General features: G+C 37.8%; 22 protein-coding genes. 13 read left to right on the forward strand and 9 right to left on the reverse strand.

Annotated features, from left to right (window positions below; genetic code table 11):
- Positions 1-231: 231 nt before the first annotated feature.
- The 3 genes from AC3ITD_RS12075 to AC3ITD_RS12085 all read left to right on the forward strand — a co-directional run bounded on the left by AC3ITD_RS12075 (position 232) and on the right by AC3ITD_RS12085 (position 3,296).
- Positions 232-1,398 (forward strand): homogentisate 1,2-dioxygenase, encoded by a 1,167-nt coding sequence (locus AC3ITD_RS12075; protein WP_489360047.1) that lies wholly within the window; start codon positions 232-234, stop codon positions 1,396-1,398.
- A 166-nt stretch (positions 1,399-1,564) separates the two neighbouring features.
- The gene (gene hppD, locus AC3ITD_RS12080; protein ID WP_489360049.1) at positions 1,565-2,695 is read left to right on the forward strand and encodes a 4-hydroxyphenylpyruvate dioxygenase; all 1,131 of its coding nucleotides are present in this window, start codon (positions 1,565-1,567) and stop codon (positions 2,693-2,695) included.
- 139 nt (positions 2,696-2,834) lie between these two features.
- Positions 2,835-3,296, forward strand: a complete 462-nt coding sequence (locus tag AC3ITD_RS12085) for a hypothetical protein (protein WP_489360051.1) — start codon at positions 2,835-2,837, stop codon at positions 3,294-3,296.
- Between the two features lie 40 nt (positions 3,297-3,336).
- On the opposite strand, the gene AC3ITD_RS12090 is transcribed toward AC3ITD_RS12085, so the two are convergent.
- The 8 genes from AC3ITD_RS12090 to dnaE all read right to left on the reverse strand — a co-directional run bounded on the left by AC3ITD_RS12090 (position 3,337) and on the right by dnaE (position 15,231).
- Positions 3,337-5,073, reverse strand: a complete 1,737-nt coding sequence (locus AC3ITD_RS12090; protein ID WP_265799905.1) for a thiamine pyrophosphate-dependent enzyme — start codon at positions 5,071-5,073, stop codon at positions 3,337-3,339.
- A gap of 292 nt (positions 5,074-5,365) precedes the next feature.
- On the reverse strand, positions 5,366-5,884 hold the full coding sequence (locus AC3ITD_RS12095; RefSeq protein ID WP_265799906.1) for a DsbA family protein: 519 nt from the start codon (positions 5,882-5,884) through the stop codon (positions 5,366-5,368).
- A 5-nt stretch (positions 5,885-5,889) separates the two neighbouring features.
- Positions 5,890-6,351, reverse strand: a complete 462-nt coding sequence (locus AC3ITD_RS12100) for a redoxin domain-containing protein (RefSeq protein ID WP_489360055.1) — start codon at positions 6,349-6,351, stop codon at positions 5,890-5,892.
- Positions 6,352-6,423: 72 nt separating this feature from the next.
- Complete coding sequence (locus AC3ITD_RS12105; RefSeq protein ID WP_265799910.1) at positions 6,424-7,341, reverse strand: DUF58 domain-containing protein; 918 nt, start codon at positions 7,339-7,341, stop codon at positions 6,424-6,426.
- 210 nt (positions 7,342-7,551) lie between these two features.
- A complete protein-coding gene (locus AC3ITD_RS12110) occupies positions 7,552-8,835 on the reverse strand; it encodes an IS4 family transposase (protein WP_489366659.1) in 1,284 nt (427 codons plus the stop codon).
- A 124-nt stretch (positions 8,836-8,959) separates the two neighbouring features.
- The gene (locus AC3ITD_RS12115) at positions 8,960-10,168 is read right to left on the reverse strand and encodes a PQQ-dependent sugar dehydrogenase (RefSeq protein ID WP_489360058.1); all 1,209 of its coding nucleotides are present in this window, start codon (positions 10,166-10,168) and stop codon (positions 8,960-8,962) included.
- Between the two features lie 151 nt (positions 10,169-10,319).
- Positions 10,320-10,640, reverse strand: coding sequence for a thioredoxin (gene trxA, locus AC3ITD_RS12120; RefSeq protein WP_056851389.1), 321 nt, complete (start codon positions 10,638-10,640; stop codon positions 10,320-10,322).
- A gap of 157 nt (positions 10,641-10,797) precedes the next feature.
- Entirely contained in the window at positions 10,798-15,231 is a 4,434-nt protein-coding gene (dnaE, locus tag AC3ITD_RS12125) for a DNA polymerase III subunit alpha (protein ID WP_265801714.1), read from the reverse strand.
- A 354-nt stretch (positions 15,232-15,585) separates the two neighbouring features.
- On the opposite strand from dnaE, the gene mdh reads away from it, so the two are divergent.
- From mdh to AC3ITD_RS12165, 8 genes are all read left to right on the forward strand, one after another.
- A complete protein-coding gene (gene mdh, locus AC3ITD_RS12130) occupies positions 15,586-16,524 on the forward strand; it encodes a malate dehydrogenase (RefSeq protein WP_489360061.1) in 939 nt (312 codons plus the stop codon).
- Complete coding sequence (locus tag AC3ITD_RS12135) at positions 16,525-16,950, forward strand: retropepsin-like aspartic protease (protein ID WP_265801709.1); 426 nt, start codon at positions 16,525-16,527, stop codon at positions 16,948-16,950.
- A gap of 5 nt (positions 16,951-16,955) precedes the next feature.
- A complete protein-coding gene (locus AC3ITD_RS12140) occupies positions 16,956-17,351 on the forward strand; it encodes a group III truncated hemoglobin (RefSeq protein ID WP_489360064.1) in 396 nt (131 codons plus the stop codon).
- Between the two features lie 56 nt (positions 17,352-17,407).
- The gene (locus AC3ITD_RS12145; protein ID WP_265801706.1) at positions 17,408-17,947 is read left to right on the forward strand and encodes an SRPBCC family protein; all 540 of its coding nucleotides are present in this window, start codon (positions 17,408-17,410) and stop codon (positions 17,945-17,947) included.
- A 171-nt stretch (positions 17,948-18,118) separates the two neighbouring features.
- Positions 18,119-18,793: a response regulator transcription factor gene (locus AC3ITD_RS12150; RefSeq protein ID WP_489360067.1), complete on the forward strand. Its 675-nt coding sequence runs from the start codon at positions 18,119-18,121 to the stop codon at positions 18,791-18,793.
- Positions 18,794-18,796: 3 nt separating this feature from the next.
- Positions 18,797-20,158, forward strand: a complete 1,362-nt coding sequence (locus tag AC3ITD_RS12155; RefSeq protein ID WP_265801704.1) for a sensor histidine kinase — start codon at positions 18,797-18,799, stop codon at positions 20,156-20,158.
- A gap of 195 nt (positions 20,159-20,353) precedes the next feature.
- Entirely contained in the window at positions 20,354-20,851 is a 498-nt protein-coding gene (locus tag AC3ITD_RS12160) for a hypothetical protein (RefSeq protein WP_265801703.1), read from the forward strand.
- Positions 20,852-20,876: 25 nt separating this feature from the next.
- A complete protein-coding gene (locus tag AC3ITD_RS12165) occupies positions 20,877-21,803 on the forward strand; it encodes a bestrophin family protein (RefSeq protein WP_265801702.1) in 927 nt (308 codons plus the stop codon).
- A gap of 184 nt (positions 21,804-21,987) precedes the next feature.
- Here the strand turns inward: AC3ITD_RS12165 and AC3ITD_RS12170 are convergent, their stop codons facing one another.
- On the reverse strand, positions 21,988-23,208 hold the full coding sequence (locus AC3ITD_RS12170) for an ABC transporter permease (RefSeq protein WP_489360070.1): 1,221 nt from the start codon (positions 23,206-23,208) through the stop codon (positions 21,988-21,990).
- Positions 23,209-23,377: 169 nt separating this feature from the next.
- On the opposite strand from AC3ITD_RS12170, the gene AC3ITD_RS12175 reads away from it, so the two are divergent.
- Complete coding sequence (locus AC3ITD_RS12175) at positions 23,378-24,649, forward strand: exo-beta-N-acetylmuramidase NamZ family protein (RefSeq protein WP_489360072.1); 1,272 nt, start codon at positions 23,378-23,380, stop codon at positions 24,647-24,649.
- A gap of 156 nt (positions 24,650-24,805) precedes the next feature.
- The gene (locus AC3ITD_RS12180; RefSeq protein ID WP_265801696.1) at positions 24,806-25,012 is read left to right on the forward strand and encodes a hypothetical protein; all 207 of its coding nucleotides are present in this window, start codon (positions 24,806-24,808) and stop codon (positions 25,010-25,012) included.
- Positions 25,013-25,049 lie beyond the last annotated feature (37 nt).

Consider the following 25,049-nt stretch of genomic DNA (forward strand, 5'->3'; position numbering starts at 1 on the left):
ATCTTAAAAATAAAATCATTACTTTAGCATCATCAAAACCATGATTTTAAAAGCATTACATATCAATTTAGTGAACGATGCCATTGCTGCCCGTCGCTATAAAATGCTATCTAAATTAATCATGGCTCAATATTCTCTGTAATTCTCATCACCTTTCCCTATAATTGAAACGCCTCTGCGTTTTGATTGCTTATTCTTTTAGATCTTATTTCTAACCTAACATATATCATTATGCCTGTTTATCATAAATTGGGGCAAATACCAGCAAAACGTCACACGGTTTTCCGTAAACCCGATGGAAATTTATATGCCGAAGAACTGGTTTCAACCGAAGGTTTTTCGAGTTTATATTCCTTGGTTTACCACTGCCATCCGCCTACCATTGTAAAACATTTAAGTGAACCTTACAGCGCGGAACCAAAAATTGCTCGTGAAAAGCACCTTAAACATACCAGCTTAATCGGTTTCAATATCAAGCCTGAAGATGATTTTTTAAAAAGCAGAAAACCCGTTTTGGTGAATAGCGATTTACACATCGTGTTGGCCGCTCCGAAAAAATCAATGACTGATTATTTCTACAAAAACAGCCAGGCTGATGAAATGATCTTCATTCATGAGGGTTCTGGAAAACTGAAAACGGGTTTCGGAGAAATTAAATTTAGTTACGGAGATTATCTGATCATTCCAAGGGGAACAATTTATCAAATGGAATTTGACAGTGAGGCGAATAGATTGTTCATTGTTGAAAGTTTTAGTCCGATCAGGCCTCCTAAACGCTACTTAAACCAGTATGGACAATTAATGGAGCATTCGCCATACTGTGAAAGAGATTTAAGGTTGCCTGAAAATTTGCAAACGCATGATGAATACGGCGACTTTAAGGTACTCATTAAAAAACAAGGCTTAATTTACCCTTACACTTACGGCACACACCCTTTTGACTATGTAGGCTGGGATGGATATCATTATCCTTACGCATTCTCGATCCACGATTTCGAGCCCATAACTGGCCGTCTGCATCAACCGCCTCCGGTACATCAAACATTTGAAGGGCATAATTTTGTGGTTTGCTCTTTCGTTCCACGAAAATACGACTACCATCCAGATTCTATCCCGGCACCTTATAACCATAGCAATGTAGACAGCGATGAAGTGCTTTATTACGTCGATGGCGATTTTATGAGTCGCAAAAGCGTGGTTAAAGGACAAATTACGCTCCATCCCGGCGGCATTCCTCATGGTCCGCATCCAGGAACAGTGGAAAAATCAATTGGAAAAGAAAAAACAGATGAGTTAGCCGTAATGATTGATCCTTTTAAACCGCTGATGCTTACGCAAGATGCAATTGATATAGAAGATGAACATTACCACAAAAGCTGGCAGATTAATATAGAATAGGTGGTTGGGATACTGAAGTCTAATGCTATAGCGTAGTTAAACAGCAATTAAAGTTGACTTTAGGCTTATTAAAATAAAATTATCCGATCTCGGCCGCCCGACCTCGGACTTAGTAAAAACTTAAATCTTCGGATATCTAAATCGGATTCCGGACTATCAAAAAAATATGGAAACACTAACATTCGCAGAGAAAATAGCCAAGGCACAGGATTTTCTGCCTATTAATGGAACAGATTATATAGAATTTTATGTGGGCAATGCCAAACAAGCTGCTCATTATTACAAAACGGCTTTTGGCTTCCAAAGCTTGGCTTACGCTGGTCCGGAAACTGGTGTTCGCGATAGGGCATCTTATGTTTTACAACAGGGAAAAATCAGGTTAATCCTAACCACGGCCTTGAAATCTGACCATGCGATTGCAGAACATGTTAAAAAACATGGCGACGGCGTTAAAGTGCTTGCCCTTTGGGTTGATGATGCTTATAGTGCATTTGAAGAAACGACGAAACGTGGCGCAAAATCCTACATGGAACCTAAAACCTTAACTGATGAAAATGGTGAGGTTAAAATGAGCGGCATTTACACCTATGGAGAAACGGTGCACATGTTTATCGAAAGAAAAAACTATTCTGGCACATTTATGCCAGGTTATCGGGTTTGGGAAAGTGATTATAAACCTGCAGATGCCGGGCTTTTATACATCGATCATTGTGTGGGCAATGTAGGTTGGAACAGAATGAATGAAGCAGTGCAGTGGTACGAAGACGTAATGGGCTTTGTAAATATCCTTTCTTTTGATGATAAACAAATCAACACGGAATATTCAGCTTTGATGAGCAAGGTAATGAGTAATGGTAATGGTTTCTCAAAATTTCCTATTAATGAGCCTGCAGAAGGGAAAAAGAAATCGCAAATTGAAGAGTACTTAGAATACTATGAAGGTGAAGGCGTACAACATATTGCTGTAGCTACGAAAGACATTGTTCAAACAGTGAGAGAACTTAAATCTCGGGGGGTTGAATTTTTAAGTGCGCCACCTGAAGCCTATTATGATATGATGCCACAGCGAGTAGGCAAAATTGATGAAGAAATTTCGTTGCTGGAAAGTTTAGGGATTTTAGTTGATTGTGATGAAGAAGGCTATTTACTCCAGATTTTCACCAAACCGGTAGAAGACCGCCCGACACTATTTTTTGAAATTATCCAACGCAAAGGCGCTCAAAGTTTCGGTGCAGGAAATTTCAAAGCATTATTCGAGTCTTTAGAACGTGAACAAGAGTTAAGAGGAAATTTATAGGTTCTTCAAATAAGTCGTCATTTCGAGAACGAAGCAATCTCTTTAACATGAGATTGCTTTGTTATTTACTGATTTATAGGTATGTGCTTTTTCAAATTATTTGATTAGTTTTAGGTACACACAAAAAAACCAAATAATTATGAGAACAAAATTGACTCTGCTGATCCTTTTGATGATCACATTCAAAGGATTTTCACAAAACAAATCCGAAACAATTCAAACCATCAATCAATTATTAGCTAGCGCTATTGGCGGTACTGACAGTATCTTAATTAAAGGGCAGATTACTCAGTTGAAAATCACAGAAAATGCTTTTAAAGTTGATGATGACGACAAGAGCGGTCACTTTGTAATCAAACTCGAGAGCGAAAATGAATCAATTAAAAAAGACCGTATTACGATGATCAGCGATTGGAAAGGCTTTAAGGTTCATCCGTCAACTAACAACACAATGTTGAAAACCGTCTATCCAATTTTCGAGAAAAGAGATGGCGAGCCAGAGAACGATAAAAATGGGATTAAATACTATTGTTTGGCTGGAAATGAGGACAAACTGATTGCCTCTTTGTTACACCTACAAAACCTGTATTCAAAAAAATAACTTAAACAAAAAGCCAGATGACCTGGCTTTTTCTTTTCATTTAAAGCACTTCGCCGAAGTGTTTATAATTGGATTTGATGGTATCGAAAACCTCGGTCATTTTTCCACCCAGCATTAACTTCGCCATCGATTCTGTCATTCCTTTTATTTGAGCCCACTCTATTTTTGGCGGCATGGCCAGCGCATTAGGATTTGTCATGATATTTAGCAGCACCGGTCCGCTTTCGGTTAATGCGTTAGCAATAGCGGTTTCTACTTCATCAGGCTTTGAAACTGTTATACCTTTGAAACCCATGGCTTGTGCTACGAGTGCAAAGTCAGGGTTAACCATATCTGTTTCATTATCTGGCAAGCCATCAACTTCCATTTCGAGTTTCACCATCCCTAGCGCCCTATTATTAAAAACAACCAATTTTATAGGAAGGTTATACTGTTTAATCGTAGCCAAATCACCCAATAACATTGATAAACCGCCATCTCCGCATAAAGCAATTACTGGCTGCTCCGGATGTGCAAGAGCAGCGCCAATTGCCATAGGCATTGCATTAGCCATAGAACCGTGGTTAAACGAGCCTAACATTTTGCGTTTGCCGGTGCCATCAATAAACCGAGCTCCCCACACACAACACATTCCGGTATCAACCGTAAAAATCGCATCATGAGCAGCCAAACGGTTAATGGTTTCAGCCACAAATTCAGGTTGAATTTTATTTTCCTTACCTTGATCCTTTACATAAACCTGTTGGTTTTCCTTTACCTTTTCGTAAAATTCAAGTTGTGATTTCAAAAATTTATCATCTGTTTTGGCCGTCAATAGTGGGAGAAGTGCTTTCAAAGAATCAGCTACATCGCCACACAAACCCATGGTTAATTTCGCTCTTCTTCCAAGCCGCTCTGGTCTTTCATCTATCTGGATAATTTTGTTCTTCACCGGCATGAAGTTGACGTAAGGAAAATCAGTTCCCAATAGCAGTACTAAATCTGCCTCATGCATGGCGTGATAACCAGAGGGTTGTCCTAAAAGACCAGTCATCCCCACCGAATATGGGTTATCATATTGAATACCCATTTTCCCTCTGAATGAAAAGCCAACTGGTGCTTTTAACTTAGAAGCCAGCTCAACCACTTCATCATGTGCTTCAGATGCGCCAATACCGCAATAAACCATCACCTTCTTTTCTTCGTTCAGCAGCTCAGCCAATGCAGCTAATTCTCCATCTGAAGGACGAATAACAGGCTTGTTGCGAAATATTTGCATCGCAGTAACACTTTCCACGGCATCCATTTCGGCCACATCACCAGGTAAGCCAAAAACCGAAACGCCTTTTTTATGGATAGCGGTTTGAATAGCTGTTTGAAACATACGAGGAGCTTGTTCGGCAGTGGTAGCCACCTGATTATAGTAACTACAATCGTCAAAAAGTTTTATGGTGTTGGTTTCCTGAAAAAATTCAGTTCCAAATTCGCCGGTAGGAATAGTAGATGCAATGGCAATCACCGGCACATGAGATCGGTGCGCATCGTAAAGGCCATTTATTAAGTGAACATGCCCCGGACCGCAACTTCCTGCACAACATGCTATTCCATCTAGCTCAGCTTCAGCAGCTGCTGCAAAAGCACCCGCTTCTTCATTCCTGACATGAATCCATTTAATTTTACCATTTCGCCTTACTGCATCATTGAAATAATTCAGACTATCGCCAGTAACGGCATAAACCCTTTTTACACCAGCTTCAACAAGCATTTCTACAAGTTGCTCAGCAACATTTTTGGCCATACAATTTTAGATTATGATCAACATCACTATGATGATGACAGGTTATAAATATTCTCTTGCTTACAATTGTTTGCAGCCAGAAAAAGGAATAATCGAATCTGACTGTTTACAGACTGGGAATCCGACCAGGATTATCTTCTTCACTAAAACTTCATAAATGAAATGCACCTTTGAATAACAAAATACGAAGCGATTTCTGTTTTGTTAAATTCTAAAAACTCATAATTAGTTTTTTAGTTTTCCGGTTACCCTTATCTGATACCTCATGTGTTGCAAAACACATGAGGTTTTTTTATTCTGTACTTTCTTTAAGCATCTGGTATAAATCAGTAGCTGCGCCATCAAACTTGTTTCCGTTAACATAAAATGAAGGTGTACCATTTACGCCACTTCTCACGCCGCTTTCAAAATCATCTTCTACCTTTTGTTTCACTTCAACCTTGGTACTATCCGCTTGAAATTTTTCAATATCCAAACCAATCGTTTCTGCTAATTCATCAAATAAATCTTCATCCAAACGATATTGGTTTTCGTAAAGAGCATCATGCATCTCCCAAAATTTACCTTGCAAGGCTGCTGCTTCAGCAGCTATTGCTGCCGGAAAAGCGAATGGATGTGCTTCCTGTAGTGGAAAATTCCTAAATACGAAGTTGATTTGATCGCCAAAGGTTTCTTCAATTTCTTTTACAATTGGATAGGCATCCCCACAGTAAGGACATTGATAATCGCCATATTCTACAATGGTAATTGGTGCATTTTGTTTTCCCTGTGCATGATCTTTTTCCGTAACTTCCGGTTTTAGCTTACTCATAGTTTCTATTTTTTATCCAACGCTTCTAATGCATCCAAAATTCCATCAGCACCTGGGTTTACTGCCGTAGGCGATAAATAGCTCCAGGCAATTTCCCCATCTTTATCAATAACAAAAAGTGCCCGCTTACTTTCGCCAACCCCTTCATCATATACGCCGTAAGCCTTAGATACTGCTCCTTTTGGCTCAAAATCTGCCAGGAGCGGGAAATGCAAATTTCTGTCTTTTTCGAAAGCTAGGTGGCACCAAACACTATCCACAGAAATACCAAAAATCTGGGCATCGTGTTTACTAAAATACTTCAGCATTTCATTGTAAAGTGCCATTTGGTCGCTGCAAACCGGACTCCAGTCTGCCGGGTAAAATGCCAGAATCACATTTTTACCTAAAAAATCTGTTAACTTAATTTTTTGATCGGGAGTGGCATTCAATTCAAAATCTGGTGCTTTGGTTCCTTTTTCTAACATGTTATGGGTTTTAAGAATTAAAATATATAACCAACACGAGTAAGTAAATGTTGTTTTTAGTTGATGTAATTGCTAACCGAGCTTCTGCCGTTTGATGAGGTAAGCCTGCAGAATCGGGTAAAATCCATCGTTGATATCTGCATTTACCAAGTCAATTTTGTTTTGAGCGCATTTCAAAGCAAGCTCCTGTCTGTAAGCAGAAACTGAAGCTTTGTAATTCTCTTTCACCTGGTTCGCATGAACTTTAATAGTGGCTCCTGTTTCCATATCCACAAACTGATATGGGCGGTTTTCAAAATCAAAGTCCACTTCTTTTGCTTTATCAACCACGTTGAATACCACAACTTCGTGTTTATTAAATTTCAAATGCTGTAAAGCATCAAAAAAATCGTCGGTGGCTTGGTTGTCGATTTTCGTACTAAACAAATCACTGAAAATAATTACGAGTGAACGTTTGTGAATCAATTCTGCCACCTGGTGTAAAGCGCCACTTAAGTTTGTATGGGCATTCAGCTTTGGGTTCTCCAAGAGATCTTCCAGCTGAGCAAACAAAAACTTTTGATGGGCGGTTGTAGATTTTGCAGGAGAATTCAGTAATACCTCGTCAGCAAAAAGACTTAAACCAAAGGCATCACGCTGCCTTTTTAATAAATACATGAGTGAAGCACTGGCCTCGATGGCGAAGGTGAGCTTATTTTTTTTCGGTTCCGGAAAATACATCGAAGAGGAAACATCGATTACAAACTGGCAGCGCAAATTTGTTTCCTCTTCAAAGCGCTTGCTATAAAGTTTATCGGTTTTAGCGTAGAGCTTCCAGTCGATATTTTTTACGTTATCGCCATTATTGTATTGGCGATGCTCAGCAAACTCTACTGAAAATCCATGAAAAGGACTTTTATGCAGCCCGGTGATAAAGCCTTCAACTACTTGCTTTGCTAATAATTCCAGATTGCCAAAACTGGTTTCACTTTCATACCTTACCGTCTGCATATCGTAAAGCTAATAAAAGATTTATGAATTAAAATAGGTTTTTAGCATTCATAACGACAATATTTTAGAGAAGCAGAATAAGAATATTTTGAAAACGCGGTTTTGGGAGACACAAGATTTAGAAGGAAGGATTTCTGCTATCGGCTGGTGTGTTCACCTGCCGAAACCTCAAAAGATGGTTGGTGAAGACACCAATGCTATTAACTTAAGCTATTTATATGTCTGATGCGTTCTGTTTTTTCTTTTTTTAAATGTTATTCTAGGAAAGCTTCTGTCCGGTTTTATAGGTATTTTAGATGATGCTATTAGCTTAATAAGAGATTGAATTATATCTTCCGGGTGTTCTGTATTTAGTATTTGAATAATTGCTTTTCTGACAAACCTGTAAGCATTTTGCCAATTGTATTTATATTTTAGTTTTCGTTTCTTGTTCTTATCGATTTTCTGCTGTGCCTGGATACCAAATAATGCAACCAGATTCATCATGAATACATGGGCTTCAAACTCCTGGAATATTCCATCGGGTTTCCGAGTACCAAACTGTTCTAATTTCATCTTTGGTTTTAATTTCTTAAAACCTTCTTCTACTGGCCATCTCTGCCCATAAAGAGCTTTCATATTCACTGTGCATACATCATTCATGTCTAATAAAGAGGATACGAGAATTTCGATCTCCCCAGTATTTAACTCGATTTTGGTAACCCTGACCGTAATTGTTTTAGTATCTAACCCATGCTTTAAGCAGGATTCCATTTCTTTTGGACTGGGGTGCCACTCTGTTATAAAATCATTTTCGCACTCCTGAACTATCCGTTTTGCAAAACAGGACTGCGCACTGCTTATACGAATACAGAAATCCTGTTTGAGTGTGCAAAGTTTTTTGAAAATATGAAAATATCCGAATCCCCGGTCTAAAATAACTACGGATTTACGGGATGGTAGTTCTTCAAGGCATGCATTAAAAAGTGTTCTCTCTACGTTCTCCATCTTTGATATCCTTTTGGAAAGAATTGCGCCACTAAAAACATCATAAAACATAAAAATCTGTGCCAGGCAACTCTTTATACTTTCACCTTTTTGTGAATATATTCCAAAAAAATCTTTTATCTGTCGGGAAGGTGGTAGCCCAACTGTAGAGCCATCACCGGCAATCAATTGATATCCCCTCCAAAGTTGTGATGGATGATATTTGTGATGATCTGCCAGTATCTCGTTGAGATCCTTGAAAAAAGAAAGGGATATTTTATATCGAGCCTTAGAAAAGGCTGCTCCTGTAACCACTTTTGATGATATACTGGGCAAAATTGTAAAAATGTTGTACTCTACAGATTCTTTAAAAAGATTCAATATTGTAGAAACCACAACTGGAAAGCTTAAACTTCGCTTGCGCGTAAAAAAGATTGGCTCTTTAAGATATTGAGAAAAATTATTTTTATCCTGAATGAAATCAAATGTTTTTTTTAGGAGCCACTTTATGTTGCTCCCTTTTGTGATTTGAAGAAATTATACTCATCTTATTACTGTTGTTTTGATATTCAAATATAGCCATAAATATTTGAATATCAAATACTTATAACGATAAGTTAATAGCATTGGTGTCTCCACCCGCCGAAACTAACTACTTTTTAGCTATCTTATATAAGTTACCATTATCAGTCACTGCGTAAAGTACTCCATCCTTTTCTACCAGATCTCTAAAGCGCTCGCCTTTACCTTCCAATAAACGCTCTTCGCCTACAACCTTATTTTCTTTGATTACTAACCGAATAATATGTGAGCCACTTAATCCGCCAACAAACAAATTCCCTTTCCACTCTGGTATTACATTGCTATTGTAAAAAGCAATCGAGCCTGGAGAAATTACAGGGTTCCAATAGTAAACCGGTTGCTCCATTCCCTCCTTTTGTTGAATGCCTTCTCCAACTGCCTTTCCACTATATTCAATACCATAAGTGATAATTGGCCAGCCATAATTCTTGCCGGGTTTAATTAAGTTTAGCTCATCGCCACCACGCGGACCGAATTCCGCTTCCCATAAATCGCCAGTTTGTGGATTGATGGCCAAACCGTCTGGATTACGAAGTCCGTAAGCATAAATTTCAGGCCTAGCATCTGCTTTGCCAGCAAAAGGTCCATTGGCTACAGCTTTACCCTCTGTTGTTAAATGAAGAATTTTGCCTAAAGAAGAATTTAAATGTTGTGCCTGAATTCTTATTTCTTTATCCGAACGTTCACCGGTGCTCACAAACATATCTCCGTTTTTATCGAAAACAATTCTCGACCCGTACTGCAATTTACCCGTATGGGCCGGTGTTGCACGATAAATTACTTTTTGATTTTCAATCTTCGTTTCATCAGCAGACAATTTTCCTTTTGCTATTGCAAGCACAACTCCTGTAGTTTGCGGTTCTGAATACGCAAAATAGACCATTCTGTTTTTTGCAAAATTAGGATCTAGCGTAACATCCAACAAACCACCCTGACCAGAGGCATCTACCTTTGGCAGGCCTGTGATTTTCTTGCTTAATTTTCCATCAGCAGTAAGCACCACCATGGTTCCTTGCTTTTGAGTAATCAGAAATCCGCCATTGGGTAAAACCGAAATTGCCCATGGATTTTCAAGCTTTCCATTGATGATCGATATTGCTAAAGGAGTGGAAGTTTTTACGCCGGTAATACGCGTTTGCCCAGTGAAAGCTGGTTTATAATCGGCAGTTGGTTTGCCGGACTCTACAGGATTTTGGGCAGCTACATCGGTAACGCTAAAACAATTTACAGCTACTGCAGCGATGAATATACCTAATACCTTGTTGTTAATTAATTTCATGGGGATATGGATTTTTAATTTAAAGAAACGAAAATATTTTTTCATAAAAAAACCCGTATCCTTTTAAAGAACCCGGGTTTTAAATATGTTACAAGCTTAAGCTAAATGCTCAGACTGCTAATTGTCCTAGCTTAAAACTTCAGCTTTTTTCTTAAGCTAATTGCTTGTTTAATTTTTCAGCTAATACTGACTTTGGAACTGCACCAACTTGCTTGTCAACAACCTGACCGTCTTTAAAGTATAATAAAGCTGGAATATTGCGGATACCAAATTGTGTCGAAATTTGAGGGTTATTATCAACGTTCACTTTTCCAACAACTGCTTTACCATCGTATTCTTTCGCTATTTCTTCTACTACAGGACCAACCATGCGACAAGGGCCACACCATTCTGCCCAAAAATCTACTAATACGGGTTTATCTGATTTTAATACAAGCTCCTCAAAGTTTGCATCTGTGATTTCTAATGCCATAATTATTTTTTTTATGTTCAAATATAGGTATTCAATTGTAATGCCAACTATAGTGTAATGTCAATTTGACATTGTTGTGGTTTGTTTCATTTAACGCTTATTAAGAGCAAGTAAACAATCTTTCTAATCTAGATTTTTACTCTTAATCTCAAGAAACTTAGTTTAACTTATAGTTTACAACATTGAGCCCGACCAATTGTTCTAAGAACTTATTGTTAGGATTGATTTTCAAATTCTTCGAAGGCAGATCCAACATAATTTGCTTCTCGGTATCGAAAACAGCGAAGTTAAGTTGGCAGTTTTGCTGCTCTGAATTTGCCTTATTGTCTGCTAAAATGAGTTCAATTTCTCGCATCAATTCTTCATTAACACGTTCAATCGGTACTTGTATGGTTAAACTCTTAGCTAGCTTATCCCTTAATTCAGACATTAAATTGATGGCCGTTATTTTAAACTCCCAATCTCCTGCTTTACCAAAGCGTTCACCTACTCTACCTCTGATTTGTAAAAAGTAACCTTCGGTTAAAAAAGATTTGAATTTCAGAAAATCTTCTCCAAATAGCGCCATTTCGCAAGCATCCTCATAATCTTCAAATACAAATGTCCCGAAAGGTTTGCCTGTCTTTGTGATTCTTTGAGATGCCGCTACGACCAAACCACCCACACAAAGTTCACGGTTTTGAAGTTTAGCAAATTCAGCTAATACTTCTTCGTTAGTATCGCCCATCCTTACTTTATTGATGATGCTAAGCTGCCTTACGCCATGGGTACAAAACTTATCGAGTTCCAATTTATAATTATCCAGTGGATGGCCTGAAAGGAAAATCCCGATTGCATCTTTTTCATACTTCAATCGATCCATCAAAGCCCATTCAGGAGAAACCGGTAAAGTGGGCTCTAATATTAAATCGGCCTTTGAACCACCAAATAATGACCCTTGCGAAGTACTTTCGTTATTTTGGAAATCGTTAGCAAACTTGATGATTTTTTCGATCCCGTTCATTTTATCATTCGGACCTATATAAAAATACTGTGCCCGATGGCCACCAAATGCATCAAAAGCACCGCTATAAACGAAACTTTCATATGCCTTTTTATTTACAATACGGGTGTTAGATCGCTTTGCGAAATCGTAAACAGAAGCATAAGGACCATTTCCCAATCGTTCTTCGATAATACTTTCTACTGCTTTCTCGCCTACTCCTTTAACCGCCGACATACCGAAACGTACCTCGCCCCTAACATTTACAGAGAACTTTAAATCAGATTCGTTAACATCGGGACCTAAAACGGTCACACCCATCTGTCTACATTCTTCCATAAAGAAAGCTACCTGTTTAATATCGCTCATATTATTGGAAAGTACCGCAGCCATATATTCTGCCGGGTAATGCGCCTTCAAATACGCCGTTTGGTAAGCAATCCAAGCGTAACAGGTAGAGTGCGATTTGTTGAACGCATAAGAGGCAAATGCTTCCCAATCTTTCCAGATTTTTTCAAGCGTTGTAGCATCATGACCTTTTTCTGCTGCCTGTTTTACAAATTTAGGCTTCATTTTATCCAAAACGTCTTTCTGCTTTTTACCCATCGCCTTCCGCAAAACGTCGGCCTCACCTTTGGTAAAACCTGCTAATTTTTGGGATAAAAGCATCACCTGCTCCTGATAAACAGTGATACCGTAAGTTTCCTTCAGGTATTCTTCGCAGGCATCTAAATCATATTGTATTTCTTCTTCGCCATTTTTCCGCCTAACAAAACTTGGAATATATTCCATCGGTCCTGGGCGATAAAGTGCATTCATGGCAATTAAATCATCAAAAACCGTAGGCTTCAGTTCCTTCATATACTTTTGCATACCCGGACTCTCATACTGGAAAATCCCAATCGTTTCACCACGCTGGAAAAGCTCATAAGTCATCACATCATCAATTGGGAACGTATCCGGATCGAGATTAATGCCATGCCTTTTCTTTACCAGTTTAACGGTATCTTTTATTAACGTAAGGGTTTTTAAACCCAAAAAGTCCATTTTTAACAGACCAGCACTTTCTACAACGGAGTTATCAAACTGGGTAACATATAAATCAGAATCCTTTGCCGTAGCTACCGGAACGAAGTTGGTGATATCGCTTGGCGTGATAATTACACCGCAGGCATGAATACCTGTATTTCTTAACGAACCCTCTAAAACCTGTGCCTGTTGAATGGTTTCTGCACTTAGGTCTTTCAAAAGCCCCATCGCTTTTAACTCCTGAACACGCTCGTATTCATCCGGACGAAGCGCATCTTTCAGTGCTTTCTCATCCAGGTTGAAAATTTTTGCGAGCTTCATATTTGGAATCAGCTTCGCTATTTTATCTGCCTCGAATAAAGGCAAATCTAAAACCCGGGCAGTATCACGGATGGAAGATTTCGCTGCCATGGTGCCATAGGTAATAATTTGGGCGACCTGACTGGAGCCGTATTTATTAATTACGTATTCCATTACTCTACCACGACCCTCATCGTCAAAGTCGATATCGATATCGGGCATGGAAACACGATCCGGATTCAAGAAACGCTCAAAAAGGAGATCGTATTTAATGGGGTCGATGTTGGTAATCCAAAGGCAATAAGCTACTACAGAGCCTGCAGCTGAACCACGGCCCGGACCAACAGACACATCTCTGCGACGGGCTTCGGCAATAAAATCCTGCACAATCAAAAAGTAACCCGGGTATCCCGTTTTCTCGATGGTAGCCAGCTCAAAATCTAATCGTTCGGTAACCTCGGGTGTTAATACGCCATAGCGTTTTTTGGCTCCTTCATAGGTTAAATGCCGTAAAAATTTATTTTCCCCACGTTTTCCACCATCAGTCTCATCTTCAGCAACCAAAAATTCTTCAGGAATATCGAATTTTGGCAAGAGCACTTCACGAGCAAGCTTATAGGTTTCTATCTTATCTACAACCTCTTGTATATTCAAAATTGCTTCGGGCAAATCAGCAAAAAGCGCTTTCATTTCCTCACCCGATTTAAAATAGTATTCCTGGTTCGGCAAGCCATATCGGTAACCGCGGCCGCGACCAATTGGAGTGGCCTGCTTTTCACCATCTTTTACACAAAGGAGAATATCATGCGCATTCGCATCCTTTTTATTGATGTAATAGGTGTTATTGGTCGCAATCAGCTTCACTTCATGCTTCCGTGCCAACGCAACAAGCGAAGCATTAACGCGGTCTTCATCCTCCTGATTGTGGCGCATCACTTCAACATAGAAATCTTCGCCGAATTTTTCTTTCCACCAAACCAAAGCTTCTTCAGCCTGGTTTTCACCCATATTTAAAAGCTTATTCGAAATCTCTCCCGAAAGGTTTCCAGATAACACAATAATATCATCTTTATATTGCTCAATTACGTTTCTATCAATACGCGGAACGTAATAAAAGCCTTTTGTGTAGGCAATGGACGACATTTTGGCTAAATTGTGATAGCCTTTTTTGTTCTTCGCCAACAGCACCATTTGGTAACCATTATCCTTCACCGTTCTATTTAAGTGATCATCACAAACAAAAAACTCTACTCCAATAATTGGTGTCATTACCACTTCAGTTGGTCTTTCTCCAGCTTCAATGGCTTCTGCGTTCTTAGCTTCAGCTGCTTTATTATGATTTAAAACCGCATTTACAAAGTGAAAAGCGCCCATCATATTGGCATGATCCGTCATGGCGACAGCAGGCATTTTCTGCGATGCCGCTGCTTTTACAAGTGCTGGGATGCTAATGGTACTTTGAAGTACCGAAAATTGTGTGTGATTGTGTAAATGCACAAAAGTTGCCGCAGCAAGCTCCTGTTTATTTTCTGCAAGCTCCTGTTTAGAAACCCCGCCACCTTCAGCTTTTTGAAGGCGTTTACGAATCTCATCAGAAGCGGCCTTTAAGTTAACATGTGGAATTCCGAAGTCTGGAATGGAACCGGAATTGTATTCACGAAAACGCGGAAAATATTCTGCATCAACTAAAAGTTCTTCTTTTTTGAAGACATCTTTTTTAATTAATTCCAGAAAACAACGCGTTGTGGCTTCCACATCGGCAGTGGCGTTATGGGCTTCATTAAACGGAACGCCAAATAGGTAAGAGTGTAATTCCGTTAATGTGGGCAATTTAAATCTACCGCCTCTACCTCCCGGAAGTTTTAAAAGCTCTGCAGTTACTTCGGTACAGGTATCTAAAACAGGCATTTCTGCCATGCGGTTTTCAACGCCAAAACGGTGAAATTCACACCCCATAATATTTACATCAAAGCCTACATTTTGACCTACAATGAATTTCGCTTTTGATAAAACAGCATTAAATTTTTCTAAAACCTCAGTTAATGATATGCCTTGCTCGGCTGCGAGTTCAGTAGAAATCCCATGAATTCGCTCCGCATCGTAAGGGATATTAAATCCCTCTGGTTTAACTAAATAATCTTGATGTTCAACCATCCTCCCCATCTCATCATGCAATTGCCAGGCAATTTGAATGCAACGCGGCCAATTATCCGTATCGGTAATTGGAGCATTGTAATTACGTGGCAAACCCGTGGTTTCAGTATCAAAAATTAAGTACATATTATTTGTAAAGAATTAGCCGTTATAGAATATGAACGGTTCATCAAAAATAGGCAATTTGACTAGCGGATTTGTCAAATTTTATCAACAAAAGAATAAAGTGTTGATGCGCGCTGTCGACCGAAATTTATAATCTCGGCTGTATGTGATGCGGGTTTGAAATCCATACCATCAATAATTAAGGAATACAAATCCCGTTCGCAACGCTCACCTAAATCGTGTTTAAACGATATCAATTTCTCAGGATTGACGAAATTAGAGCAGCAAACATAAAGTTGATAAAAGCGTTTCATAAGCTCGTATTTGTTTTTATCTTCGATAGATAATTAACAGCAAACCTTTAAAATTAAATATATGAAAGTAACGGTTGTAGGTGCGGGCGCAGTTGGCGCTACTTGTGCAGATAATATTGCCAGAAAAGAACTAGCGAATGAACTCGTTTTGTTAGATATTAAAGAAGGTTTTGCCGAAGGTAAAGCCATTGATATGATGCAAACTGCTACGCTTTTGGGCTTCGACACAAAAATTACTGGTGTAACCAACGATTATAGTAAAACAGCAGGATCTGATGTTGTTGTAATTACTTCAGGCTTACCGCGTAAACCTGGCATGACCCGTGAAGAGCTTATTGGCATCAATGCTGGAATTGTTAAAGGTGTTGCAGAGAATATTTTAAAGTTTTCTCCTGAGGCGATCATTATAGTAATTAGCAACCCAATGGATACCATGACCTATTTGGCTTTAAAATCTTTAGGCTTACCAAAAAACCGCATCATTGGTATGGGTGGAACGCTTGATAGTTCTCGCTTTAAATTCTATTTATCGCAGGCACTAGATTGCAATCCAAATGATTTGCAGGGTTTTGTTATTGGCGGCCATGGCGATACCACTATGATTCCGCTCACTCGTTTAGCTACCTATCAAAGTTTACCGGTAAGCAATTTGTTAGATAAAGCTACGCTTGATAAGGTTGCTGCTGATACGATGGTTGGCGGTGCAACTTTAACGGGACTAATCGGAACTTCTGCCTGGTATGCACCAGGTGCAGCGGGAGCAGCTTTAGTAGAAGCTATTCTTCGCGATGAAAAAAAATTATTTACCTGCTGTGTTTCTCTCGAAGGAGAATACGGACAAGAAGATATATGCCTGGGCGTCCCTGTAATTATTGGTCGCAGTGGCTGGGAGAAGATCATCGATTTTAAATTAACTGATGATGAACAAGCGGCATTCAATAAAAGTGCTGATGCGGTTAGAAACATGAACAGCGTTTTAGCTGAAATGAAACTGGTGTAAATGAGTCCAATTTCCATCCCATTAAAATTAATAAACTTACAAGACGATGGCTTCCATCTTTTGGTGGAAGTTGTTGTTTTTAAGGAAAAGCATTTTGCCGTTTTAGATACTGGTGCATCAAGAAGTGTATTCGATAAAAAATTAATTGAGCAACATCTGGCTGAAACTTTGCAAGTTTCAGAAGAGATAAATGCGGCAACATTATTTACCACAACAAGTACCATTCAGGCTACCATTCCTGAGGTTAAGATAGGAAGGCTGAGGATTAAAAACTACGAAACTGTTGCTTTTGATTTGCAGTCTGTTACTGATACCTATCAGCAATTCGGCCACCCACCAATTATCGGAATTATTGGTGGTGATATTTTAATGCAATATAAAGCGGTTATCAATTACGAAAAATCGGCACTTAGACTTTACAAATAATCCCAGTGAAAAAAGATATTATTAATCGAAATGATATTGTATTATTAGTGGATTCATTTTACCAAAAAGTTCAGCAAAATGAGCGCATTGGTCCGATATTTAACCAGGTAGTGCAAGTAGATTGGGGCCATCACCTCCCGAAAATGTACGACTTTTGGGAAAGCATCTTATTCGGAAAAGCAATATACAAGGGAAATCCAATGCTCACCCATTTCGATATTAACAAAAAAGCAGCTTTAAAAAACGAAGAATTTGACACCTGGAAAAACATCTTTTTTAATACCGTTGATGAATTATTCGAGGGAGAAAACGCTACGGTAATTAAGCAAAAAGCACAATCTATAGCAGATTTAATGCACTTTAAGTTAAATTCACCAAAACTCAAAATCAATATCGTTTAGTATTGTTTCATTTTTGATGGTTTCTTACTAAATTTAGATAACCAAATAAATTAAACATGAAATTTTTAAAAGTACTGCTAGGCATCATTGTCGTATTAGCAATCATTATTGTAGTTGGCGGTTTACTTCTGCCAAAGAACTACTCAGTCTCCAGGTCGACAGTAATTAATGCACCAGACAGCATTATTTATAAAAACATCGCTGATTTTAAGGAATTCTACAAATGGAATCCATGGGCAAAAATGGAGCCGAGCGCTCAGGTATCATTTACAGGAACGCCAAACAATCCAGGTCATCAATACAACTGGAAAGGCAAAGAAACCGGCGCTGGTTATATGAAAATCACTTCAGTAAATCTCAATAAAAACGTCAATATCGATTTAATGTTTATTGAGCCTTTTGAAAGCTTGGCTGATACAAAATTTGATATTACGCCAGAAGGAACAGCTAACAAAGTAACCTGGACAATGAGCGGAGAAAACAACATCATTAGCAAATGGATGTGTTTAGTAATGGGTGGAATGGATAAAATGATCGGTAAAGATTTTGAAAGCGGATTAGCAAGCCTGAAAGGAAAATCAGAGAAAGGGAATTAATATCATTTACTTCTTTGCAAAGCTTCTTAACTTTACGCTTAAGGGGCTTTGTTTTTGGTTATTTTTTGACAAACAAACATTTATGCCGTTATTGCGTTTAAAAATCAATAATCTTAAAATTTACGACCAGTAGATTTTCTTATTTCCTTATTTTAGATTATTAACCAACGAATGAATATATTATTAGTAGAAGACGAGCCAAACGTGGTTTCTGTAATTTCGAGAGGTTTAAGTGATGAAGGTTTTACGGTGAGTGTAGCGCCCGACGGATTGATCGGAAAGCAGCTTGCGGCAAACAATCAATTCGATTTAATTATACTTGACATCATGCTTCCAGGCATAAATGGATTGGAGCTTTGCAAAATCATTAAATCAGAAACGCCAAACGTTCCTGTTATTATGCTCACCGCTTTAGGCACTACAGAAAATGTGGTTAATGGTTTAGATAACGGTGCTGATGATTACCTCATAAAGCCATTTAAATTTGCTGAGCTTTTTGCCCGTATTCGAATGCTGCTTCGTAGATATAATGGTGCTGCTAATTTGGATCAGATTATTAACATTGCAGATCTGCAGATTAATCTGACTGCAAAAACGGTTAAGCGCAATAATCAAGAAATCATATTAACGGCTACAGAATACCGTCTATTGGAGTTTATGGCTAAAAATAAATCTAAAATTTTATCCCGAATAGACATTTTGGAAAGCGTTTGGGATATTGATTTTAATTTGGGCACCAACGTGGTTGATGTATATGTAAACTACCTCCGTAAAAAAATAGATAAGCATGCTGATCAAAAACTGATTCATACAGCGGTAGGTTTAGGCTATGTTTTAAAAGGTTAAAAAATGAATATTGCCAAAAAAATCACCTTATTATTTGCCATACTTTCAGCAGTAATTATTTCATTATTAAGTGGATTTGTTTGGTATTTTTCTAATGAGTTTGCTTTTGAAGATTTTTATAAACGTTTAGAAGCCAGGGTAAATATTTCTGCGCAAATCAAGCTTTATGAAGATGCCAATAACCCTGCCTACGCCAAAATGCGCAACCGGTATCTGGAACGTTTACCATCGGAAAAAGCATTCATTTTCGAAGCTAAAGACATCAGTAAACATCGAATTGACAGTGTTTTGCCACAAAGCTTTTATAAGAAAATAAATGCGGGCTCTATGTCGCGTTACCGTTCAGAAAATCACTTTTATGCAGGCAAAGCCTTCAAAATAAACAATAAAGATTATCTGGTTATTGTTTCTGCAAATGATCCGGTGGGTTTTAGGGAACTTAAAGATCTTCAGCGGATCCTTATTATTGGATTTTTTCTTTCTGTTCTACTCTCATTTGTGGTTGGATGGAAATTTTCTAATTATATGTTGATGCCTTTGCGGAACATCATTAAAAGTGTTAAAAAGATAAAAGCAGAAAACCTGCATATGCGGTTAGAGGTTAAAAGCGGTAGTGATGAGATGTCACAATTGGCGCAAACATTTAACAACATGCTAAACCGGTTAGAGACCGCCTTTGAAACGCAGAATAATTTTATCAGTAATGCTTCCCACGAACTTCGAACACCATTAACAGTAATTAGTGGAGAGGTAGAACTGGCCATGAGGGCTAATACCGACCCACAGAAGCAGCAGTTAGCTTTAGAAAAAATTAAAGGTGAGGCCGAAAGATTGGAACATATTTTAACCAGTTTGTTAGGTCTTGCACAATCTGGCTTTAATGGAAAAAACCAACCTTGGGAACTGGTTAGGATGGATGAGTTGCTCTGGGAAATCAAGGCTTCGGTAAATCAGGTTCATCCAGAAAGTAAAATAGAAATAGACTTTTCTAAACTTCCTGATGACGATGAATTATTGAGTTTGAAAATCAATAAAAACCTGATTAAACTTGCCCTCACCAATATTGTAAGCAATGCATGTAAATATTCGAACGATAAATTGGTAAACGTTGCCATCGAAACAAGTGCTAATTCGCTTTCAATCGCAGTTACCGACCAGGGTATTGGAATTCCTCAAACAGATATTCAACATATTTTTGAACCATTTTACAGGGCTTCAAACACAAATGATTTTAAAGGGTACGGAATAGGGCTACCTCTATCATTGAACATCATTAGATTACATCGCGGCAGCATTGCTATTAAATCGCAGGAAGGAATAGGAACAGAAATTAAAGTTTTACTTCCGCTTACCAGTATTTACTAAGTTATTGGTTGAATTTCTTTCTGAAATTCCTTAAAATTTCTAATTTTGTATATAAATCTTTGAAAATCGCAATTTCTACAACCTGCATCTCTAGATTTTATAAATTCTAATTCCGTTCTAATCTCATTCTTATTTCGCTGTAATCTTATCGCTGTAAACTTGTATAAATATTTATTCATTTAACAAGATAAAGCCATGAAAACAGTATTAGTACCAACAGATTTCAATTTAGAGAGTACAAAAATCATTGATGGTTTAACGCAGACTCAACCCAACGAAACCTTTAATATAATTTTTGTCCACGCATTTAAGTTATCAGATTCTATTACTGATATGCTAATGTTAAGCCGAAGAAGCAGAGATTACGAAAACATTAGCGACGAGTTTTACCAGACTTTGAATAATTACAAAGCGAAGTTTGCTAATCAGATAGATACCATTAGCATAGAGTATTTCTATGGCAGCACCGTGGTTGCTTTCAAAAATTTCATCGAAGCTTTTGATATAGACTTTATTGCCTATCCTAAAGATTATAACTTTAAGCAAATCAACAAATATAGTATCGATCCAAAAGTACTAACCGCTCGTTGTGGCCGCGAAGTGTTGGAATTAAATATCATGACGCTTCATAATCAAGAAAATTTAATTGAAACTAAAATTCATGAAAACGAATTAAAAGCGGCAAACGCTTAATTATTAACGAAACAAACTTAAGACCATGCTGTTACGAAATAATATTCCCCTCACCTATATATTTGGAAAGATTAAAAAAGAATTGCTTTTTGTAATTGCTTATTCAGTTGGAATCGTCATTCTTTATCAAAACTTTCATGTTACCCGAATCTCAATTCCCATTACAGTGCCAGCTTTGCTGGGTACAATTATTTCTCTTTTGCTAGCGTTCAGGTCGAACCAAGCTTATGATAGATGGTGGGAAGCCAGGATTTTATGGGGTGCCATTGTTAACGATTCCCGATCACTTTCCAGACAGATTCTTTCTTTTGTAGAAAACCCATATGGTTCTGATGAGATTGAAAAATTCAAAGAGAAATTCATCAAAAGGCAAATTGCCTGGACTTATGCACTAAGTCAGGCTTTAAGAGGCTTTAATCCACGCAAAGGCTTAGAACAATATTTATCTGCTGATGAAATGGAGTTCATTAAAAGACGTAAAAATGTTACTGCCACATTGTTGGAATTACATGCGATGGATTTAAAGGAAGCTTTGAATAAAGGCTGGATTAACAAATATCAACAAATTGAAATCGACAAAACTCTTACCTCTTTGTGTAACCATATGGGAGGCTGTGAACGGATTAAAAACACCGTTTTTCCGGTAACTTATAGCAAGTATATTAATATGTCGATTCATTTATTCATCGTTTTATTGCCGTTTGGTTTGATTGAATATTTCGGTTACATGGAAGTTCCCTTGGTTGTTGCAATTGCTGCGTTTTTCCTTTTGGTAGAGAAAATGGCTGTTCATCTGCAAGATCCGTTCGAAAACAAGCCAACCGATACGCCGACCACTACTATTTGTAGAACAATTGAGCGTGATCTTTGCCAAATGATCGATGATAACAAGATACTGGAAGATAAGCCACAAACTGAATTGGCTCAGGTAGGCTCATATTACATCTTATAAAATCTTAATTCTTAGTTCTGTTCCAGGTTTGGAATAGGTTAGTTAAAAACGATAGGTCTTTTCCCTGGATGGGGAAAAGCCTATTTATTTTTGTTCCCAGCTATAACACCTACACAATCAAAGCTTTTTCCTCTAGTGAGGAATAAACCTAAGCGCATATCTAGATTTAAAAACCTCTTTTAATTTATTTGAACCTAATCGCTTTTAATGGCGAAACTTTGCTGATAAGCAGAGAGGGAATAGTTAATACGATTAAACAGACCAATACGGTTAAAACGTTCAAACCTAATACATCTAAAAAATGAAATTCTATTGGTGCATAAGCCAAAAAATACGATGATTGGTTCAGTTTAAAAATATGTGTTGCCTGTTGAAAGAACCCTAAGCCGAGGCCTAAAATATTTCCAAGCAGTAAGCCGATCCCAATAAGGTAGGCGGCATTATACAGGAAAATTCTCATAATGCTCCAGTTGCTTGCCCCGAATGACTTAAGTATTCCAATCATATTTGTACGCTCCAAAATCATAATTAACAATGCAGTAACCATATTAATTACACCTACAATCAGCATCAGGATTAATAAAACCCTCGTGTTTACATCCAGTAAGCCCAACCAGGTAAATATATTTGGAAAATTTTCGATAATGGAAAACGAACGCAGAGTTTGCGGTAAACTTTCAAAAATATCTGCCGAAACTTTATTAATAGCTTTAAAGTTTTTAATCCGGATTTCGATCCCACCAATTTGATCTGGCTTCCAGTTGTTTAAGCGTTTAATGATATTTAAGTTCCCAAGCACAAAGCTTTTGTCGATATCTTCCACCCCAATATCATAAATCCCCACAATTTTAAATTTACGTGGGCGCAACTGGTTTTGAACAAAATACATGATGAAATCGTCTCCAGTTTTAAGCTTCAAGCGATTGGCTGTATAATTAGAAACCAGCAATTCTTGCATGGCAGCAGTGCTATCCGAAAAATCGATAATAGTTCCGCTTATAATGTGTTGTTTAATATAATCCCAGTTGTAGGTTTTGTCGACACCCTTAAAATTTATGCCTTCAATTTCATCATTAGCCGATAAAATGGCCGGTTTGGTAGCAAAGGGATAGAAATATTCTACATCTGGATTGTTGATTAGCTTCTTTCTCGTTTCGCTATCCAGCACAAATGGAGAATGTTCAAAAGAGTTGTTTAAATCATAACGGGTAATTTGAACGTCGCCCAGATAGCCCCGGACTTTATCTTGAATTTCGGTTTTAAAGCCTTTAATAATGGCGATAGTCAGAATCATTACGGCAAGGCTAAGCATTACACCTGCAATGGCGATGCGAACGATGAGTTTGGAAAATGGTCGCTCAGATTTAATAGCGATACGGCCGGCTATAAAGTATTCGAAATTCAATTTGATTATTTTGTAACAGCAAAAATGCTTAAATCCTTTTTAAAAATGGTATATATTTGGAATATATTGGTCAACTTTAAACAACAAGATCCAAATAACAATAATCAAATAAGTTGCTAAATTGTTTTGTTGATTAACATCCAAAACCAAATCGTAAAATTTATCCCAAATGAAAAAATACATCAGTTTTGCACTAACCTCACTAATTGCCCTTTCTGCTTGTGGGCAGGGACCAAAAACTTTAGAGCAAGAAGTTGGAAAAGGCGTTCCAAGTAAAAAAACAGTTATTAGAAAAATTAATACTCCTGTAGAAACAACTATTAGAACTGGAGCGGAACAAACCGAAAAATACTTGCCGCTTTTAAAAGGAAAACGTGTAGGGATGGTTGTTAACCCGACATCAATTATCGGTACACAAACATCGGTTGATAGCTTATTGAAACTCGGTGTTAAAATTCAAAAAATATTTGGCCCGGAGCATGGTTTTAGAGGCGATGCAAGTGCTGGGGTCAAAATAGATGATGCCGTTGATGCCAAAACCGGAATTAAAGCTGTTTCACTTTACGGTAAGCACAGTACCCCAACTACAGAAGACTTGGCTGATATTGACGTGATGATATTTGATATTCAGGATGTTGGAGTACGTTTTTACACCTACATTAACACTTTACAACATGTTATGGAAGCTTGTGCTAACAATAAAAAAGAGCTCTTGATATTGGATCGTCCAAATCCTAATGGTTATTTAATTGATGGCCCACTACTTGATCCTAAATTTAAATCTGGTATCGGTATTCAACCTATTCCAATTGCACACGGACTAACTGTCGGCGAATATGCCCAAATGCTTAACGGCGAAGGGTGGCTAAAAGATAAGGTAAAATGCAAAATCACAGTAATTAAAAATGCAAATTACAACCATGATATGGAATACGTGTTGCCAGTTAAACCATCCCCTAATTTAAATACTGCGCAATCTATACTGCTATATCCATCTACCTGTTTATTCGAAGGAACATATTTAAACCACGGTCGTGGTACAATGTTTCCATTTACCATTGTTGGTGCACCTTACCTGAAAGGGAAATTCAATTTCAGTTTTACACCAAAAAGTATCAAAGGCATGTCAGAAACGCCATTGTTTCAAGATCAGGTTTGCTACGGTTTAGATTTAAGGAAATATGATACTGCTGAACTCCGCAAAACAAAACAGGTTAATATTTCCTGGTTGATTGAATTATATAATGCGTCGCCGAAGAAAGAATATTTTTTTAACAACAAGCTGAGTAAAGAAATGGGAACGATTGAAAAACTAGTAGGCGTTGGCGATTTTAGGCAACAAGTAATTGATGGAAAAAGCGAACAAGAAATTAGAGCAAGTTGGGAGCCGGGATTGAGTGCCTACAAAAAAATGAGATTAAAATACTTGCTTTATAAATAATGTGGGAATGAGTGAAGATGGAATGAGTGAGTGAGTGAATGAATGAGCGATTCAGTGAACAGAACCAATAATTGAAACAATACTGCTGAAAACGTTGTTTTAAAAAGAGATAATGGCATTCATCATAGTCTAACACAAAAATCAATTATTTACATTATGAGCGGTCCAAAAGAAGAAAATAATAATCCAGGAAGTAATTATCAGGAAGAAGTACCTAAAGGCAGGGAGCCGGAAGATCATAAAACGGTGAGAAAACCGAATGATAGCTTGCCAAATAAACCGCCAAAAACAGAAAATCCAGCTAAGCAGCGGGAAAATGAAGAACAGCCGGTAAACCCAATTAAAAAGGCACCCAAAGAATAATTTAAATAGATTTATATGAAAGCCAAGTTTTTTGAAC

It is taken from the genome of Pedobacter sp. KH_004, assembly GCF_057840755.1.